The following is a 16,503-nucleotide window of genomic DNA, read 5'->3' on the forward strand; positions in this document are numbered from 1 at the left end:
GAAACCCTTTCAGCGGGCCTTTAAGGCCGAGGCCGGTAAGAGAGGCTTTCAGCCGCAGAGCAAACCACCAGTTCACACTGGTGGTTTTGATTTGTGCGTTGTTTTGTGCAGCAGAAAAAAGAATGGGTCCATATAATAATTTGCGCTGAAAGACTCCACCCTCAATTTCCCTAAATACAAAAAGTAGTTAACATTTTTCAAGTGCTTTTTTCGCTCTCCTGTTCCAATTAGTCGCCTTGATCCTCACTATCCGCCCGTACCTAATTCATTGACTTTTACTTCTCTCTCATGACCCCTTTATTGTCCTTTACCTTTCCTTCGTTTCATATGATGAATTCATCACTAAAGCCCCCATCTATCGATCAATTAATTTTCTCAGACAAACTGCTTCTGAACAGAAGGAAAGAGGCTTACACATCATTCTGAGCCGCTTATGCGCTTCATTTTTGATTTCATATATGAATCCGACTATGATGAAGAAAAGAGATTAGAATAGGGAGGAATCATGAATGGCCGCAATCCATGAATTTCAAGTGAAAAGAATCAATGGAGAAATAACGACTCTCGAACCTTACAAACAACAAGTGCTGCTCATTGTCAATACAGCGAGCAAGTGCGGATTTACTCCTCAGTTTAAAGAGCTGCAGTCGCTCTACGAGAAATATCAAGATCAAGGCTTTACAGTATTAGGATTTCCCAGTGACCAATTTATGAGTCAAGAATTTGATCAAGATACGGAAATACAAGAATTTTGCCAGCTGAATTATGGAGTGAGCTTTCCGATGTTTTCTAAAATTGATGTAAAAGGAAAGGAAGCCCATCCATTATTTCAGTTTTTAACAAAAGAAAAATCCGGACTGCTGACGGGAGATGTTAAGTGGAACTTTACTAAATTTTTAGTTGATCGGGATGGGAAGGTTGTGGAACGTTATGCCCCACAAACGAGCCCTCTAAAGATTGAAAAGGATCTATTGAAACGGCTTTGATTTATTCAATTAACATCGGCTCTTTAAATATTGATCAATAAGAACAGGACATTTAAAGATAGATATATCAATAAAATGTTTAATGAATGAGTACTCTTCATTTGGAGTTAATTTCAGCATTTCATACCACCATTCCGTTTCGTATCTAGCAATCATACTTAAGTTATAAAGAAGGGCAAAGTGAATCAATAACTCGGGATAGAATGCTTCATCAGTTTTATGCCTGGAGACAGTCCATTGATTCTCCAGGCAATTGTACCGAAATGGAGGGACGAATCTTCCGTTTGTGCAGTTCATTGTAAAGCTTTCTGCTGAGTGATTCATCATTTCTATGGAACCTTTTGTTTTTTCAGACAGATAATCAGTGAAACGGTTATCTGTCATTTTATAATCATCAATAATATCTTTAGATAATAAATAGGTGTCACTTTCCTTTTTAATAAGAGTGATAAAGGCACTATGTTGAAAATGAAATCTAAGTAACTCATTAAGTTCTGGAATTTGCATTAAGAGGTTTTTCATGTTGAATTTTGTTCCCTCTAATTGTTTCACGTGGAACAATTTGTCGCTTATATGCGGAAAGAGTCCGTTTCTCTGAGTCCTTACTTCATCTTGAAGAAAACGATATCCTTGTTTCTTCTTTTTACGGGTGGATAAACCGTGAGCTAACACTTGAGAAGAGGTTGGATAGTCAGGATCATTAAGCAGCAAACAAGCTTTTATTAAATGAGTGAGACCATAAAAAGCCAGTGTCGGCTGTATGGCTAACGGGGCCTGTCTTGCTTGGTCTAAGTACACCCCGCCATGTTCCAAAAAGTGAATAAAGCGATCGCAATTGTTAAAAGCTTTCTCTTCTGGTTTTTCTATTGAAGCAGCCTGATAATAAGCGAATAATAATTTCTTCGTAGTGAAAGCGCTTTTATATGGGAGAAGGGGGTCTTGGTGTAAGTAAATCATAATAGCCTCCTAATTATCTAAAAAATCAAACATCTTGTGCATGTCTTGACAGTATTTTGTCCAATTGATAACCTACTAATAATATTTTCGACCAGGAGGCTTAAAAAATGTGGGAAAATAAGTTTTCAAAAGAAGGGTTAACTTTCGATGATGTGCTGTTAGTGCCTGCTAAATCTGAAGTTTTGCCGAAAGATGTTAGTTTACAGACTGCACTTACTGACACACTGAAATTGAACATTCCATTAATTAGTGCTGGAATGGATACAGTTACGCAAGCTGAAATGGCGATTGGCATGGCTCGTCAGGGTGGCCTTGGAGTCATTCATAAGAACATGAGTATTGAACAGCAAGCAGAGCAAGTGGATAAAGTAAAACGTTCAGAAAGCGGAGTTATCAGCGATCCATTCTTTTTAACGCCGGATCATCAAGTGTTTGATGCAGAGCACTTAATGGGAAAATACCGGATTTCCGGAGTACCGATTGTGAATAATGAAGAAGAACAAAAGCTTGTTGGCATTTTAACGAATCGTGATTTGCGCTTTATCCAGGATTATTCGATCATCATTAATGATGTTATGACGAAAGAAGATCTTGTGACAGCTCCTGTTGGAACAACGTTAGAGGAAGCAGAAAAACTCCTTCAGAAATATAAGATTGAAAAACTCCCACTAATTGATGGTGACGGTGTGTTAAAAGGTCTGATTACCATTAAAGATATTGAAAAAGTCATTGAATTCCCGAATTCCGCTAAGGATGCGCAGGGACGCCTTCTGGTCGCTGCAGCGGTCGGTGTTACAAAAGATACAATGAAACGTGTAGAGAAGCTAGTAGAAGCCCATGTAGACGCAATCGTCATCGATACAGCCCATGGTCACTCTCAAGGTGTCATTGAAACCGTGAAAGAGATCCGTGCCGCTTATCCAGGCTTAAACATTGTCGCAGGAAATGTGGCAACTGCAGACGCAACTAGAGAATTATATGAAGCTGGAGCAGATGTGGTAAAAGTCGGTATTGGACCTGGTTCTATTTGTACGACTCGTGTAGTTGCGGGTGTAGGAGTGCCTCAGATCACGGCTGTTTATGACTGTGCAACAGAAGCGCGTAAACATGGAAAGTCCATTATCGCAGATGGCGGCATCAAGTATTCTGGTGATATCGTGAAAGCTTTGGCTGCCGGTGGACATGCAGTTATGCTTGGAAGCTTGCTAGCAGGCACAACAGAAAGCCCTGGAGAAACAGAAATATTCCAAGGCCGACGCTTTAAAGTCTATCGCGGAATGGGATCTGTCAGTGCCATGGAAAAAGGCTCAAAAGACCGTTACTTCCAAGAAGATGCGAAGAAGTTTGTTCCAGAGGGTATTGAAGGCCGAATTCCTTATAAAGGTCCAATTGCCGATACATTGTATCAGCTTGTTGGCGGACTGCGTTCTGGAATGGGATACTGTGGAACAAAAGATATAACAGAGCTTCGTGAAAACAGTCAATTTATCCGAATGACTGGCGCTGGTTTAAGAGAAAGCCACCCTCATGATGTTCAAATTACTAAAGAAGCACCTAACTATTCCTTATCTTAATATTATCAAGAGCAGGATTTCTTCCTTAAGAAATCCTGCTTTTTTCGCGTTTTCACCGCCCTCCCTGTAAGAAGAACTAGTTATTTTCACGCTATATTTTTAAATGTTATTTTGATACAATAACGAAAGTGTGAATAAAAGATGGAGGGTTTGTGAGTGAGTAAAAAAACGTTTCAAAAGTATGCTGTATTAATGCTTAGTTTTCTTTTGATGCTAGGAGTATTTCAGCCTAATCAGTCAGTGCAGGCAGAAGAATCTGTGAAAATCAATGCAGGTGCTTCGATGTTGATTGATGCGGACACGGGTCAGATTTTGTATGGAAATAATGAAGATGAGTTGCTTGGTGTAGCAAGTATGACAAAAATGATGACAGAATACTTGCTTTTGGAAGCGATTAAAAAGAACAAAATTTCTTGGGATCAAGAATATGAAGTATCTGAGTATGTATATAAGGTTTCACAAGACCGCAGTCTATCTAACGTACCGCTTCGTATAGGAGAAAAGTACAATATTCGTGAATTGTATGAAGCAATGACTATTTATTCTGCGAATGCAGCAACCATTGCTATTGCGGAAACGATTGCCGGTTCTGAAAAAGAATTTGTGAAGTTAATGAATAAAAAAGCGAAAGATCTTGGACTGGCTAAGTATAAGTTCGTGAACTCTTCTGGTTTAAATAACCGTGATCTGAAAGGGATGCACCCTCAAGTAGGAGGAGCAGAAGATGAGAACATGATGTCTGCTAGAGACACCGCGAAGCTTGCGTATCACTTATTGAAAGATTACCCAGAAGTACTGGAAACGACGACTATTCCTAAAAAGAAATTCCGTGAAGGCACAGATGATGAAATTAACATGGAAAACTGGAATTGGATGCTTCCTTCTTTAGTATTTGGCTATGAAGGAATGACAGGCTTAAAGACAGGAACAACCGATTTTGCAGGCTATTGTTTTACTGGTACTGCAGAACGTGACGGACGTACACTTATTGCAGTGGTTATGAATGCTACAGATGATTCAGGCAAAGGCTCTTATAATGCACGTTTTGTCGAAACCAAGAAACTATTAGACTACGGATTTCAACAATTTGAGCAAAAAGAACTGTTTCCTGCTGGTTATCAAGTCAAAGGAAAAGAAACGGTAGATGTTTCGAAAGGGAAAGAGAAACAAGTTGCGATTGAATCAAAAGAGCCTTTCGTCATCTCTACGAAAAAGAATCAAAACACGAACTATAAACCAAAATTGACTCTTAAAAGTTCGGAATTTAACGATGAAAAACAATTAGAAGCACCGTTCAAAAAGGGTAAAGTGGTTGGTTATTTATCCGCAGAAGCAAAAGATGGTCAATCGATTGAGTATGTGACTGGCAAGGGAAAAACAAATGCCAACGTAGCAATGGTCACTGCAGAACAAGTAGATAAAGCGAATTGGTTTGTTTTATCAATGAGAGCGGTTGGCGGCTTCTTCGCAGGCATTTGGAGTGGAATTGCTGAGACGGTAACTGGTTGGTTTTAATAAAAAACACCTTCTGATATTGACAGAAGGTGTTTTTTCGTGTTTTATAGTATTTAAGAAAAAAAGAAATCTTTAAATTAGTGAAAATATTTCTTTTCAAACAACTAATACATACATACTTAGGGGGAAAATGAAATGAATACAGGTACAGATCGTGTAAAACGCGGAATGGCAGAAATGCAAAAAGGCGGCGTCATTATGGACGTGATTAACGCTGAACAAGCTAAGATTGCTGAAGAGGCAGGAGCGGTTGCTGTTATGGCTCTTGAGCGCGTTCCATCTGACATTCGTAAAGCTGGGGGAGTGGCGCGTATGGCAGATCCTCGCATTATGGAAGAAGTCATGAATGCTGTTACGATTCCGGTTATGGCGAAAGCTCGTATCGGTCATATCGTGGAAGCCCGCATTTTAGAAGCGATGGGTGTCGATTATATTGATGAAAGTGAAGTGCTGACACCAGCGGATGAAGAGTACCACCTGCTAAAGAGTGACTATAAAGTGCCATTCGTTTGCGGATGCCGCGATCTTGGAGAAGCTGCCCGCCGTATTGGTGAAGGGGCATCGATGCTAAGAACAAAAGGTGAGCCAGGCACAGGAAATATTGTCGAAGCTGTTCGCCACATTCGTAAAGTGAACGCTCAAGTTCGTAAAGTAGTAAACATGAATGAAGACGAACTAATGACAGAAGCTAAACTTTTAGGCGCTCCATTTGAACTTCTTCTTCAAATCAAGAATGAAGGCCGTCTTCCAGTAGTAAACTTCGCTGCTGGCGGTGTGGCTACACCTGCGGATGCTGCGTTAATGATGCAGCTTGGAGCAGATGGCGTATTCGTTGGCTCTGGTATTTTCAAATCGGATAACCCGGAGAAATTTGCTCGTGCGATTGTTGAAGCGACGACACATTATCAAGACTACAAACTAATTGCTGAGCTTTCTAAAGATCTTGGTACAGCGATGAAAGGAATTGAAATTTCCTCTTTAGCACCAGAAAATCGCATGCAGGATCGTGGCTGGTAATTCATAAAGGAGAGTATCGCTATGGTGAAAATAGGAGTGTTAGGTCTTCAAGGAGCCGTGCGTGAACATGTACGTTCCATTGAAGCATCTGGAGCAGAAGCGATCGTTGTTAAAAAGGCTGAACAGCTGGCTGAAATTGACGGGCTGATTCTTCCGGGCGGTGAAAGTACAACGATGAGGCGTTTAGTCGATCTTTATGGATTTATGGAGCCGCTTAGAGAGTTTGGCAAGAGCGGCAAACCAATGTTTGGTACGTGTGCTGGCTTAATTATGCTGGCGAAGGAAATTGTCGGCTATCAAGAAGCGCATATTGGCGTCATGGATATTACAGTGGAGAGAAACTCATTTGGCCGCCAGGTAGATAGCTTCGAAGCAGATTTAACTATTATCGGTGTGGCAGAATCATACAATGCCGTTTTTATCCGCGCTCCTCATATTGTATCCGTTGGAGCAGAAACAGAGGTTTTAGCTGAACATAATGGACGGATCGTCGCTGCGAGAAACGGACAGTACTTAGGCTGCTCCTTTCACCCTGAATTAACAGATGATCATCGTCTGACGCAGTATTTTGTAAAAATGACTGAAGAAGCGAAACAATTACAGACCGTATAATTTGCTTGCAGAAGAGATATAAATATAGTACATTGATATTGTCAAATTTTATAACAAAAGCGATGAGAGGAACTAGTAACAGGATCTTCTTTCTGTAGAGAGTCGGTGGCTGGTGAAAACCGATGAAAGAAACTTGTGAATCCATCCTCGAGTGAAATGCTGAACCAATTAGTAGGCATTTACGGGTCAAACCGTTATTTTTTCGAGTGGAAAGCATTTGCTTTCAACTAGGGTGGCAACGCGGGTTCATCTCGTCCCTTTTTTAGGGGACGGGATTTTTTTATGGAAAAAAAGAAGCCTGACAATAAGGAGGAATTGGCATGTTAGACAGCAGATATTTACGCAATAACTTTGAAGATGTGAAGAAACGCCTTCAGTATCGCGGGGAGGATCTATCCGCATTTGATAATTATGAAGCGTTGGATCAGAAACGCCGCGAACTTTTAGTAAAAGTAGAAGAATTGAAAAGCAAGCGTAACGAGGTGTCTCAGCAAGTCGCGCAAATGAAGCGTGAAAAGCAAGATGCTGATCACTTAATTAAAGAGATGCGTGAAGTTGGAGAAGAAATCAAAGAGCTAGACAACGAGTTAAGACAAGTGGAAGAAGAGCTTGAAGGCTTGATGCTGACGATGCCAAACCTTCCTCATGAGAGTGTGCCAGTAGGTGAGACAGAAGACGATAATGTAGAAGCGCGTAACTGGGGAGAGGTTCCTTCATTTGATTTCGAAGCTAAACCGCATTGGGATGTAGCGGATGAACTGGGAATTCTTGATTTTGAGCGTGCTGGCAAAGTCACAGGAAGCCGCTTTGTGTTCTATAAAGGCATGGGGGCTAAGCTTGAAAGAGCATTGATCAGCTTTATGCTTGATCTGCATTCAGACGAGCATGGCTACGAAGAAATGCTGCCTCCGTATATGGTGAACCGTGCGAGCATGACCGGAACAGGCCAGCTGCCAAAGTTTGAAGAAGATGCATTCTTAATTGAAAAAGAGGATTATTTCTTAATTCCGACAGCAGAGGTGCCGGTAACAAACTATCACCGTGATGAAATTCTTGATATCGAGAAATTGCCGATCTCCTATGCGGCATACAGTGCTTGCTTCCGTTCAGAAGCGGGGTCTGCCGGACGTGATACACGCGGCTTGATTCGTCAGCATCAATTTAATAAAGTAGAGCTTGTCCGCTTCGTGAAGCCGGAAGATTCTTATGCTGAATTAGAAAAATTAACAGGTCACGCAGAGAAAGTATTGCAGCTCTTAGGCCTGCCGTACCGTGTCATGAGTATGTGCACAGGGGATCTAGGTTTCACTGCTGCGAAGAAATATGATATTGAGGTATGGATTCCAAGCTATGGAACGTATCGTGAAATTTCTTCTTGCAGTAACTTTGAAGCGTTCCAAGCGCGCCGTGCGAATATCCGCTTCCGCCGTGAAGCTAATAGCAAGCCGGAGCACGTGCATACATTAAATGGTTCTGCACTAGCTATTGGCCGTACGGTAGCAGCCATCCTTGAGAATTATCAGCAAGCAGATGGAAGTGTCGTGATCCCAGAAGTCCTAAGACCATACATGGGCGGCAAAGAGAAAATAACGAAATAAAACGCAAAAAAAGAGAGAAAAAAATTCTCTCTTTTTTTTTACGGAAATGTGTTGACGTTATAAAAAATCCATGATATATTTATTTATGTCGAAACGGAGGAATACCCAAGTCTGGCTGAAGGGATCGGTCTTGAAAACCGACAGGCGGGTCATACCGCGCGGGGGTTCGAATCCCTCTTCCTCCTCCATTTTAAATTTACATGCGCATAACTTTGGAGATATAAAACTCGTTGCTTAGGCAGCGGGTTTTTTGTGTATATACAGAATAAAAAAGCTGCCGATTTTGGCAGCTTTATTTCGTATAGCGGCTTGTCTGCTTAATTGTGCGGCCGATGCGCTCAATGATCTCTTCTACTGAATCGGGGTCTTTCACTAAATCATAATCATTGATATTCAACCGAAGAACTGGACAGGCGTTGAACGAGTCAATCCAGTTTTCATAGCGCTGGTGCATTTCTTCCCAGTAAGAAACAGGGGTGCTTTGTTCCATAGGCCGGCCTCGTTCATTAATGCGAGAAAGAATGCTGTCGAGGGACCCCTCCAGATAAATTAATAGATCGGGATGAGGAAAATAAGGAGTCATGACCATCGCATTAAAAAGGCTGGTATACGTTTCGTAATCCACTTTTGACATTGTTTCTTTCTCATAATGCATGCGGGCAAAAATACCAGTATCTTCATATATAGAACGATCTTGGACAAAGCCGCCTCCATATTCAAACATTTTCTTCTGCTCTTTAAAACGTTCGGCTAAAAAATAAATTTGTAAATGAAAGCTCCAGGATTTAAAATCATCGTAAAATTTATCTAAATAAGGATTAGCATCTACTTTTTCAAAGGATGTGCGGAAATCTAATGCCTCAGCAAGCGCCTTTGTCATCGTTGATTTTCCTACGCCGACTGTTCCGGCTATCGTTAAAACCGTTTGTTTCGGTATATCGAACTTCTCTCTTACCTTCATCTTTATTTACTGCTCCTTTTTTATTCTTTTTGATATTTCATCTAAAATGCTGGACAAATCTGCTTGCTTTTTAACAAAATCCACTTCGTCTCCATTGATTCGAATGATCGGTGTATGAGGGTGTTTTTCTTCAAACTCATTCATGAATCGCTCATAATCAGAAGAGAGCTGCTGCAAGTAAGCAGGATCCATGCCTTTTTCAAACTCGCGCCCGCGCATAGAAATACGGGAAAGCAGGGTATCAAGGCTGGCATGAATGTAAATAACCATATTAGGAGCAGGCATATCTTTTGTTAAAATATCATAAATCTGAACATATTTATCAAGCTGTTCACCTTTTAATGTTCTTGTGGCAAATATTAAGTTCTTGAATATATGATAGTCAGCTACAAGTGATTGTTTCTCTGAAAGTACTTTTGATTGAATGTCCTCAAGCTGCTTATAACGGTTGCAGAGAAAAAACATTTCCGTCTGGAAGCTCCACTCATCAATATCTTCATAAAATTTATTTAAAAAAGGATTTTCATCTACAATTTCTTTGAGGAGATGAAACTTGAAGTGGCGGGAAATCGCCTGAGCAAGAGAGGTTTTTCCAGCGCCAATTGGCCCTTCAACGGTGATAAATGGAATGTTTCCCATGAGTGTCCTCCTGTCAATAAAATAGCCAAAAGTTATTGTAGCACAATTAGCAAAGGAGAAGACACTTTCACACACAAAAAAACTGCTGCCAAATAGCAACAGTGGTATTCTCCTTACCTTTTAATTGTTGTGAAATTATCGGACAAAAGCAGCCAATTTTGAGGGAAGGGCAATCCGAGCTTCCAATAGCTCATTCCCCGTAAGTTTAATTCTTTCAGTAAGTTAAACTTTGCTTGAATGGAACGGGCATCTTCAAACCAAACTTTGTGTTTTCTTCCTTGTTCATCGGTGTAATCAAAATGCGGAGCTTGTGCTTTTTGATCATATAGAATAGACGTATTGTATTGGTTCGCCAGTTGAATGGCCCGCTGCGGACTGACAGCTCTAGCGGTATCCTTACCTGGTGTAAAAGGAAGTGTCCAGTCATAGCCATATAAGTTCTGTCCCATCATAATTTTTGATGCAGGAATTTCTGTCAATGCATACGTTAATACGTCACGAACAGGACCGATTGGGGAAACCGCCATCGGAGGACCTCCGCTATAACCCCACTCATACGTCATAATAACAACGAAATCCACGATCTCACCATGTGCTTTATAATCATGGGCTTCATACCATTTTCCTTTTTGATCGGCACTCGTTTTAGGTGCCAAAGCAGTAGATAGCAGCCAGCCTTCTTTCTCGAAGCGCGCTTTCGCTTTTCTTAAAAATTGATTATACGCTTCTTTGTCAGCAGGGCGCAGGTATTCAAAGTCAAAATGAATATCGCGAAACCCGTATTTTTTCGCCGTAGCTGTGATATTGTCTAAAAACTTATCCTGAACAGCTTGATCATTTAAAATGATTCTTCCGAGTTCATCACTAAATTGTCCTTCTTCTTGATTGGTAATGACCATCATTAGAACATTTCGGTTGTCTTTTGCTATTTGCGGAAATTGGCCGAGCGGCGGTTCCTGCAAAGATCCGTCTCTTTTGGCTTGGAAGCTGAAGGGAGCCAGATACGTCAAATAAGGAGCGGCTTGACGGGCGCTGGCTGTTAAAGCAGGCGACACTTCTTTGCCGAAAGGCTCGACATATGCGTTAAATTCTGCTCGTCGTTTAGCTCTAGGCGGAATATACAGGCGCTGGCCGATTGTTAATGGGGCAGCAGGTGAAATCCCATTAATTCTCGCGAGTTCTGTATATGGAAGTCCAAACTTCCTTGAAATAGACCATAAACTGTCACCTGGCTGCACAAAATAGTAACTTCCGGTGATTGGAATGACAAGCGCTTGGCCTGCTACTAGCTGATTTGGGTTAGGCAGCTCATTAGCCCGCGTGATTTCCGCAGGAGGTGTACTATACATTCTTCCTATTTGTGTAAGTGTTTGGTTAGGCTGTACAACATGGATTTGCAAACGCATCTCCTCCTCATAAGGACAAACTTCATACATTCATACCTATGAGGGACGACAAGAAATTATGCTTTTAATTGCTTGGCGATCCAATCATCTGTTTTAGTGGTATCAGCGCGCAAGACATTTTTCATCATTTCAAGAGCGTATTTCGTGTCTTTGTCGTATTCAGAAGCAATGGCGTCTTCTGGCACGTGGATCGTGAATTCCCTCATATAAGCGTCGTTCGCTGTAAAAAACACGCAGATATTTCCTGCCACACCTGTAATGATCAATTTATTGACTTCTAGCTGGTGAAGCAATGTATTTAAAGCAGTCCCATAAAAAGCGGAATGTTTCGGTTTAATTAAAAAGTACTCGTCTCCATCTGGTTTTAATTGTTGTATAATAGGAGCGCTACGTTCGTTTTCAGCATAATCAATAATCGTTTCAATATCAGCTTTCCAAATATCGTAATGGTCATTTACGTAAATGACGGGCATTCCATGCTGTTTACAATGTTTTTTTAACTTTACAATAGAGGGACAAATGGCTAAAGTATTCTCAGCCAATTTATCACCAGGAACAAAATCAAAATCGTTAATGACATCTATAATTAATAACGCCGTATTGCTAGCAGTATTATGCATCCATACGTCCTCCTTCTATCTATAATTATATTCATACCCGATTTGTACAGATAAGGAGCAAATAAATGAAAAAAAATGATGAATATTATATGAACTTGGCTCTTGAAGAAGCAATAAAAGCAAAAGAAATTGGGGAAGTTCCGATTGGAGCGGTGATTGTTCTTAATGGAGAAGTCATCGCTTCTGCTTATAATTTGCGTGAAACCACTCAAAATGCCGTTACACATGCCGAACTCTTAGCGATTCAGGAAGCTTGCCAAAAACTTGGCACATGGAGGCTTGAAGGGGCTGAGCTGTATGTCACTCTTGAACCTTGTCCGATGTGCAGCGGAGCCATCATCTTATCTCGAGTGGGAAGAGTCATCTATGGAGCAAAAGATCCAAAAGCGGGCTGTGCCGGCACATTAATGAACTTGTTAGAAGATGAACGCTTTAATCACCAGTGCGAGGTTTGCTCGGGAGTGCTCGAACAAGAATGCGGACAGGTCTTATCCCATTTCTTTAAACAGCTCCGAGCCCGCAAGAAAGCTGAAAAGATTAAGAAAAGGGAACTCGGGCAGAAAGAGCAGCTTGAGTAGCAGTTGCATTTTTTATAAGCAGATAGTATAATGTATTTTGTGTCACAACGAAAAATAAATGCTAGTGAATCATTTGGATTACGCAGCAGATTTTATTTTTTGAAAGTTGGACACCTAACAATTTGGTATCAATTTTGCCGTGCTAGGTGGGGAGGTAGCGGTGCCCTGTACCCGCAATCCGCTCTAGCGGGACTGAATCCCTTCCCGAGGCTTTCGTACTGTAGGGTCTGCCTCAAATAAGTGGCGTTGACGTCCGGGTCCTGCGCAATGGGAACCCATGAACCATGTCAGGTCCGGAAGGAAGCAGCATTAAGTGGACTCTCTCATGTGCCGCGGGGTAGCCTGGGCTGAGCTAACTGTTTGAGTAACGCTTATGGTCGGGAGTCGACGGAAGGTGCACGGCAGTTATAATTAAAGACAACTCATCCAAATCGGGTGAGTTTTTTTATTGATTATTTTTGTAAAAGTAATTTTCAATAAGGTATAATAAATGAGATAACAATCGATTAGGGGAGGGGAAACATGAGTTATCAGGCATTATACCGTGTGTGGAGGCCGCAAAACTTTATCGATGTGGTCGGCCAGGAACACGTCACTAAAACATTGCAAAATGCCCTCCTTCAACAAAAAATATCTCACGCCTATTTATTTTCCGGCCCGCGAGGCACAGGAAAAACGAGTGCGGCAAAAATTCTTTCTAAAGCAGTCAATTGTAAACAGGCGCCCACTGCGGAACCGTGTAACGAATGCGAATCGTGCCTGGGAATTACAGATGGATCTATACAAGATGTCATTGAGATCGATGCAGCTTCTAATAACGGAGTAGATGAGATTCGCGATATTCGTGATAAAGTGAAATATGCACCAAGCATGGCTGAATATAAAGTATATATTATTGACGAGGTGCACATGCTGTCTATCGGAGCTTTCAATGCTTTATTAAAGACACTTGAAGAGCCTCCTAAACATGTCATTTTTATTTTAGCTACAACGGAACCTCACAAGATTCCATTAACGATCATCTCTCGCTGCCAGCGGTTTGATTTTAAACGAATCACGGCTCAGGCCATTGTGAAACGAATGGAATTAATAATGAAAGAAACTGGAATTTCCTACGATGAGCACGTTCTGCCCATTATCGCTAGAGCAGCAGAAGGCGGCATGAGGGATGCCCTCAGCCTTCTAGATCAGGCCGTTTCCTACAGCCAGGATCGGGTAACAGCGGAGGATGCTCTGACTGTGACAGGTGCGGTTGGACAGGATATGCTGAATAAGCTGGGCCAGGCGGTACATACAAAAGATGTAGCTGCAGCTTTAGAAGTGCTAGAGAAGCTGCTGATTGAGGGGAAAGACCCCGCCCGCTTTACTGAAGATTTCATTTTATATTTCCGGGATATGCTTTTATATAAAACAGCACCGAGCCTAGAAGAATCATTAGAGCGTGTCATGCTAGATGATGACTTTGTACAATTAACGAATGAAATTAGCACTGAAAGCATTTATGAATATATTGAAGTGTTAAATCATACACAACAAGAAATGAAGTTTAGCAATCATGCCCGCATCTATTTAGAAGTAGCGCTTGTGAAACTATGTCAGCAGACAAATGCAAGGCCCGCTGCTAGTTTGCCTGAAATGCAAGAATTAATGAGCAAAGTACAAAGACTGGAGCAGGAATTGCAGGTGCTCAGAACCCAGCCAGTCCAGCCATCAGCAGGTGATGCCCAAGCCCAGGCAGCACAAAAACGGGCGAGCCGATCAACCAAAGGCTTTAAAGCCCCTGTTGGCAAAATTGAAAAAGTGCTTGCAGAAGCGACAAAAGATGATGTGCAGCGAATTAAAGGGCGCTGGGGTGAGATGCTTGATTATTTAAATCAGCGGCAAATGCGTTCTCAAGCAGCATTGCTGAATGATGCAGAGCCTGTTGCTGCTTCAAAGGAAGCATTCGTGTTAAAATTCAAGTATGAAATTCATTGTCAGATGGCAACGGATAACAGCCAATTTATGGAGTCTATTACTTCTATTCTTCAAGAACTGACTGGTCAGCGTTATCAGCCAGTAGGCGTTCCAGAGGATGCTTGGCTTTCCATCAGAAAGAATTTCATTAAACACCAAAAGAGTGACAATCAAGATCCGGAAGAAGCTGAAGAAGAGGATCTCTTAGTTTCGGAAGCGTTAAAGCTTGTAGGAGAAGACTTGATTGAAATAAAAGACTAACTAATTGGAGGATGATTACTATGCGTGGAATGGGAAATATGCAAAACATGATGAAACAAATGCAAAAAATGCAAAAGAAAATGGCTGAGGCTCAAGAAGAATTGGCTGAAAAGAAATTTGAAGGCACAGCAGGCGGCGGAATGGTAACGGTTGTTCTATCTGGTCAAAAGCAAGTGCTTGATATTCAAATTAAAGAAGAAGTAGTGGACCCTGAAGATGTAGAAATGCTTCAAGATCTTGTATTGGCAGCTACAAACGATGCGCTGAAAAAAGTGGATGATGAAACGAATCAAACAATGGGGCAATTTACAAAAGGAATGAACCTTCCTTTCTAGGAGGCTATACTGAATGTACTATCCTGAACCTATAACGAAGCTGATCGACAGCTTTATGAAACTGCCAGGCATCGGGCCGAAAACTGCGGCTCGTCTGGCGTTTTTTGTATTAGATATGAAAGAAGACGATGTGTTAAACTTTGCGAAATCGTTGGTCAATGCGAAACGTGATCTAGGTTTTTGCTCAGTTTGTGGCCATATCACAGATAAAGACCCTTGTTCCATCTGTGAAGATCAGCGCCGTGACCGCAGTGTTGTCTGTGTGGTGCAAGAACCAAGAGATGTCATTGCTATGGAAAAAATGAAGGAATATAGCGGCCTTTATCATGTTCTTCACGGAGCTATTTCTCCAATGGAAGGTGTAGGGCCAGAAGATATTAACGTACCTGATTTAATCAAGCGGCTCCAAGATGAAACGATTAATGAAGTTATTCTTGCGACGAACCCTAATATCGAAGGCGAAGCAACGGCTATGTACATTTCTCGTTTGTTAAAGCCATCCGGGATTCGTGTCACGCGGATTGCTCATGGACTTCCTGTGGGTGGGGATTTAGAATATGCTGATGAAGTCACTTTATCAAAGGCGCTCGAAGGAAGACGAGAGGTATAAGGAAGGGGTTTTCTATGTTCTTTCGTAAAAAAGACAAGCTGAAGAAAGAGTATGACGGAAAGCTGATTCAGCTGCTTGAACAATCAAGACAGGACTGGGTTAGGAATAAAGAGTTAGTCCGACTAAGTTTTGAATACAACGAGAACCTTGAAGCTCAGACGAAAATCTCTGAAGCAAAATATTTCTTCCTCTTTAGAGAAGTGAAAAAAAGAAATGTTCGCATAAAAAACTAATCCATCCCATACATATGAAGTAAAGGACAAACTTTACTTGCAGGATGGGGGACAAGTCTCTTGTATATTACAGCAGGCGTTATACTATTTATTGTGCTAGTTGGTCTTATAGGCAGCATGACTTCTAAAGTTACGCCAGTTAGATTAGCAGGAAGTTTTGCTGTTAAGCTGGTCATTGGAGCATTCTTTTTATTTCTGCTCAATTCATTTAGCGGAAAATACGGATTGCATGTTCCGATCAACTTTATCACTTCTTCTATTGCGGGGGTATTAGGACTAGCTGGAGTAGCTGCGTTAGCCATTATACAAATATGGATGTTAAATTAGGGCTTCCTGCTGACTAGCAGGGAGTCTTTTTATGTTTTTGAAAAATTTTCACGAAAAAGTATTGACTATGTTAAATATAAAAGGTATATTAGATAACGTTGCTGATGAAACAGAAACAAAACAAACAGTAACAGCAAAAAATATTATAAAAAAGTTATTGACTTTCAAACGATAACTTGATAAGATAATAAAGTCGCTTAAGGGCGATGCGAAGTATTGAACATTGAAAACTGAACAAAATAAACGTCAACGTTTAAATGTAACAAACAGACAATGTAAATTGTCAAAATGAGCAATCAAACATCTTTTTGGAGAGTT

18 protein-coding genes, 1 tRNA gene, 1 other RNA gene and 1 other annotated feature are annotated in these 16,503 nt (G+C 41.1%); of the genes, 15 read left to right on the forward strand and 5 right to left on the reverse strand.

Features of this window, described 5'->3' with window-relative positions; translation table 11 throughout:
* Positions 1-509: 509 nt before the first annotated feature.
* Positions 510-986: a glutathione peroxidase gene (locus JOC78_RS16980; RefSeq protein WP_204558456.1), complete on the forward strand. Its 477-nt coding sequence runs from the start codon at positions 510-512 to the stop codon at positions 984-986.
* Positions 987-995: 9 nt separating this feature from the next.
* Here JOC78_RS16980 and JOC78_RS16985 read toward each other — a convergent pair whose 3' ends face one another.
* The gene (locus JOC78_RS16985; protein WP_204558458.1) at positions 996-1,943 is read right to left on the reverse strand and encodes a YaaC family protein; all 948 of its coding nucleotides are present in this window, start codon (positions 1,941-1,943) and stop codon (positions 996-998) included.
* 107 nt (positions 1,944-2,050) lie between these two features.
* Here JOC78_RS16985 and guaB point away from each other — a divergent pair, with 107 nt between their 5' ends.
* The 6 genes from guaB to JOC78_RS17015 all read left to right on the forward strand — a co-directional run bounded on the left by guaB (position 2,051) and on the right by JOC78_RS17015 (position 8,447).
* Entirely contained in the window at positions 2,051-3,517 is a 1,467-nt protein-coding gene (guaB, locus tag JOC78_RS16990) for an IMP dehydrogenase (protein WP_204558461.1), read from the forward strand.
* A 210-nt stretch (positions 3,518-3,727) separates the two neighbouring features.
* Positions 3,728-5,032 (forward strand): D-alanyl-D-alanine carboxypeptidase family protein, encoded by a 1,305-nt coding sequence (locus JOC78_RS16995; RefSeq protein ID WP_420829957.1) that lies wholly within the window; start codon positions 3,728-3,730, stop codon positions 5,030-5,032.
* Between the two features lie 135 nt (positions 5,033-5,167).
* Positions 5,168-6,049, forward strand: coding sequence for a pyridoxal 5'-phosphate synthase lyase subunit PdxS (pdxS, locus tag JOC78_RS17000; RefSeq protein WP_204558462.1), 882 nt, complete (start codon positions 5,168-5,170; stop codon positions 6,047-6,049).
* Positions 6,050-6,070: 21 nt separating this feature from the next.
* Complete coding sequence (gene pdxT, locus JOC78_RS17005; RefSeq protein WP_204558464.1) at positions 6,071-6,661, forward strand: pyridoxal 5'-phosphate synthase glutaminase subunit PdxT; 591 nt, start codon at positions 6,071-6,073, stop codon at positions 6,659-6,661.
* Between the two features lie 53 nt (positions 6,662-6,714).
* Positions 6,715-6,923: a binding site (T-box leader), on the forward strand.
* A 58-nt stretch (positions 6,924-6,981) separates the two neighbouring features.
* On the forward strand, positions 6,982-8,259 hold the full coding sequence (serS, locus tag JOC78_RS17010; RefSeq protein ID WP_204558466.1) for a serine--tRNA ligase: 1,278 nt from the start codon (positions 6,982-6,984) through the stop codon (positions 8,257-8,259).
* 95 nt (positions 8,260-8,354) lie between these two features.
* A tRNA-Ser gene (locus tag JOC78_RS17015) sits at positions 8,355-8,447 on the forward strand.
* 104 nt (positions 8,448-8,551) lie between these two features.
* Here the strand turns inward: JOC78_RS17015 and JOC78_RS17020 are convergent.
* The 4 genes from JOC78_RS17020 to JOC78_RS17035 all read right to left on the reverse strand — a co-directional run bounded on the left by JOC78_RS17020 (position 8,552) and on the right by JOC78_RS17035 (position 11,885).
* The gene (locus tag JOC78_RS17020) at positions 8,552-9,220 is read right to left on the reverse strand and encodes a deoxynucleoside kinase (RefSeq protein ID WP_204558469.1); all 669 of its coding nucleotides are present in this window, start codon (positions 9,218-9,220) and stop codon (positions 8,552-8,554) included.
* A 6-nt stretch (positions 9,221-9,226) separates the two neighbouring features.
* Positions 9,227-9,859, reverse strand: a complete 633-nt coding sequence (locus tag JOC78_RS17025) for a deoxynucleoside kinase (protein ID WP_204558479.1) — start codon at positions 9,857-9,859, stop codon at positions 9,227-9,229.
* Between the two features lie 113 nt (positions 9,860-9,972).
* On the reverse strand, positions 9,973-11,259 hold the full coding sequence (locus JOC78_RS17030; RefSeq protein WP_204558480.1) for a glycoside hydrolase family 18 protein: 1,287 nt from the start codon (positions 11,257-11,259) through the stop codon (positions 9,973-9,975).
* A gap of 62 nt (positions 11,260-11,321) precedes the next feature.
* Positions 11,322-11,885, reverse strand: coding sequence for a cysteine hydrolase family protein (locus tag JOC78_RS17035; protein ID WP_204558481.1), 564 nt, complete (start codon positions 11,883-11,885; stop codon positions 11,322-11,324).
* Between the two features lie 65 nt (positions 11,886-11,950).
* Here JOC78_RS17035 and tadA point away from each other — a divergent pair, with 65 nt between their 5' ends.
* The 8 genes from tadA to JOC78_RS17075 all read left to right on the forward strand — a co-directional run bounded on the left by tadA (position 11,951) and on the right by JOC78_RS17075 (position 16,360).
* Positions 11,951-12,463: a tRNA adenosine(34) deaminase TadA gene (gene tadA, locus JOC78_RS17040; RefSeq protein ID WP_204558482.1), complete on the forward strand. Its 513-nt coding sequence runs from the start codon at positions 11,951-11,953 to the stop codon at positions 12,461-12,463.
* 137 nt (positions 12,464-12,600) lie between these two features.
* Positions 12,601-12,865, forward strand: an RNA gene (gene ffs / locus JOC78_RS17045) — signal recognition particle sRNA large type.
* Between the two features lie 120 nt (positions 12,866-12,985).
* Complete coding sequence (gene dnaX / locus JOC78_RS17050; RefSeq protein WP_204558483.1) at positions 12,986-14,680, forward strand: DNA polymerase III subunit gamma/tau; 1,695 nt, start codon at positions 12,986-12,988, stop codon at positions 14,678-14,680.
* A 20-nt stretch (positions 14,681-14,700) separates the two neighbouring features.
* Entirely contained in the window at positions 14,701-15,015 is a 315-nt protein-coding gene (locus JOC78_RS17055; RefSeq protein ID WP_204558484.1) for a YbaB/EbfC family nucleoid-associated protein, read from the forward strand.
* Positions 15,016-15,028: 13 nt separating this feature from the next.
* Entirely contained in the window at positions 15,029-15,625 is a 597-nt protein-coding gene (recR, locus tag JOC78_RS17060) for a recombination mediator RecR (RefSeq protein ID WP_204558485.1), read from the forward strand.
* A gap of 14 nt (positions 15,626-15,639) precedes the next feature.
* Positions 15,640-15,858, forward strand: coding sequence for a YaaL family protein (locus JOC78_RS17065; protein ID WP_204558486.1), 219 nt, complete (start codon positions 15,640-15,642; stop codon positions 15,856-15,858).
* 60 nt (positions 15,859-15,918) lie between these two features.
* Entirely contained in the window at positions 15,919-16,185 is a 267-nt protein-coding gene (locus JOC78_RS17070) for a pro-sigmaK processing inhibitor BofA family protein (protein WP_239587258.1), read from the forward strand.
* 31 nt (positions 16,186-16,216) lie between these two features.
* Positions 16,217-16,360: a hypothetical protein gene (locus JOC78_RS17075; RefSeq protein WP_204558487.1), complete on the forward strand. Its 144-nt coding sequence runs from the start codon at positions 16,217-16,219 to the stop codon at positions 16,358-16,360.
* Positions 16,361-16,503: the final 143 nt, after the last annotated feature.

It is taken from the genome of Bacillus ectoiniformans, assembly GCF_016908875.1.
GTDB lineage: Bacteria > Bacillota > Bacilli > Bacillales > Domibacillaceae > Bacillus_BX > Bacillus_BX ectoiniformans.

What these genes read in the sequence shown, in the direction of transcription:
- JOC78_RS16980 (WP_204558456.1), top strand. Translation starts at nt 510, where the DNA reads ATGGCCGCAATCCATGAATTTCAAGTGAAAAGAATCAATGGAGAAATA.
- JOC78_RS16985 (WP_204558458.1), bottom strand. Translation starts at nt 1,943, where the DNA reads ATGATTTACTTACACCAAGACCCCCTTCTCCCATATAAAAGCGCTTTC.
- guaB (WP_204558461.1), top strand. Translation starts at nt 2,051, where the DNA reads ATGTGGGAAAATAAGTTTTCAAAAGAAGGGTTAACTTTCGATGATGTG.
- JOC78_RS16995 (WP_420829957.1), top strand. Translation starts at nt 3,728, where the DNA reads ATGCTAGGAGTATTTCAGCCTAATCAGTCAGTGCAGGCAGAAGAATCT.
- pdxS (WP_204558462.1), top strand. Translation starts at nt 5,168, where the DNA reads ATGAATACAGGTACAGATCGTGTAAAACGCGGAATGGCAGAAATGCAA.
- pdxT (WP_204558464.1), top strand. Translation starts at nt 6,071, where the DNA reads ATGGTGAAAATAGGAGTGTTAGGTCTTCAAGGAGCCGTGCGTGAACAT.
- serS (WP_204558466.1), top strand. Translation starts at nt 6,982, where the DNA reads ATGTTAGACAGCAGATATTTACGCAATAACTTTGAAGATGTGAAGAAA.
- JOC78_RS17020 (WP_204558469.1), bottom strand. Translation starts at nt 9,220, where the DNA reads ATGAAGGTAAGAGAGAAGTTCGATATACCGAAACAAACGGTTTTAACG.
- JOC78_RS17025 (WP_204558479.1), bottom strand. Translation starts at nt 9,859, where the DNA reads ATGGGAAACATTCCATTTATCACCGTTGAAGGGCCAATTGGCGCTGGA.
- JOC78_RS17035 (WP_204558481.1), bottom strand. Translation starts at nt 11,885, where the DNA reads ATGCATAATACTGCTAGCAATACGGCGTTATTAATTATAGATGTCATT.
- tadA (WP_204558482.1), top strand. Translation starts at nt 11,951, where the DNA reads ATGAAAAAAAATGATGAATATTATATGAACTTGGCTCTTGAAGAAGCA.
- dnaX (WP_204558483.1), top strand. Translation starts at nt 12,986, where the DNA reads ATGAGTTATCAGGCATTATACCGTGTGTGGAGGCCGCAAAACTTTATC.
- JOC78_RS17055 (WP_204558484.1), top strand. Translation starts at nt 14,701, where the DNA reads ATGCGTGGAATGGGAAATATGCAAAACATGATGAAACAAATGCAAAAA.
- recR (WP_204558485.1), top strand. Translation starts at nt 15,029, where the DNA reads ATGTACTATCCTGAACCTATAACGAAGCTGATCGACAGCTTTATGAAA.
- JOC78_RS17065 (WP_204558486.1), top strand. Translation starts at nt 15,640, where the DNA reads ATGTTCTTTCGTAAAAAAGACAAGCTGAAGAAAGAGTATGACGGAAAG.
- JOC78_RS17075 (WP_204558487.1), top strand. Translation starts at nt 16,217, where the DNA reads ATGTTTTTGAAAAATTTTCACGAAAAAGTATTGACTATGTTAAATATA.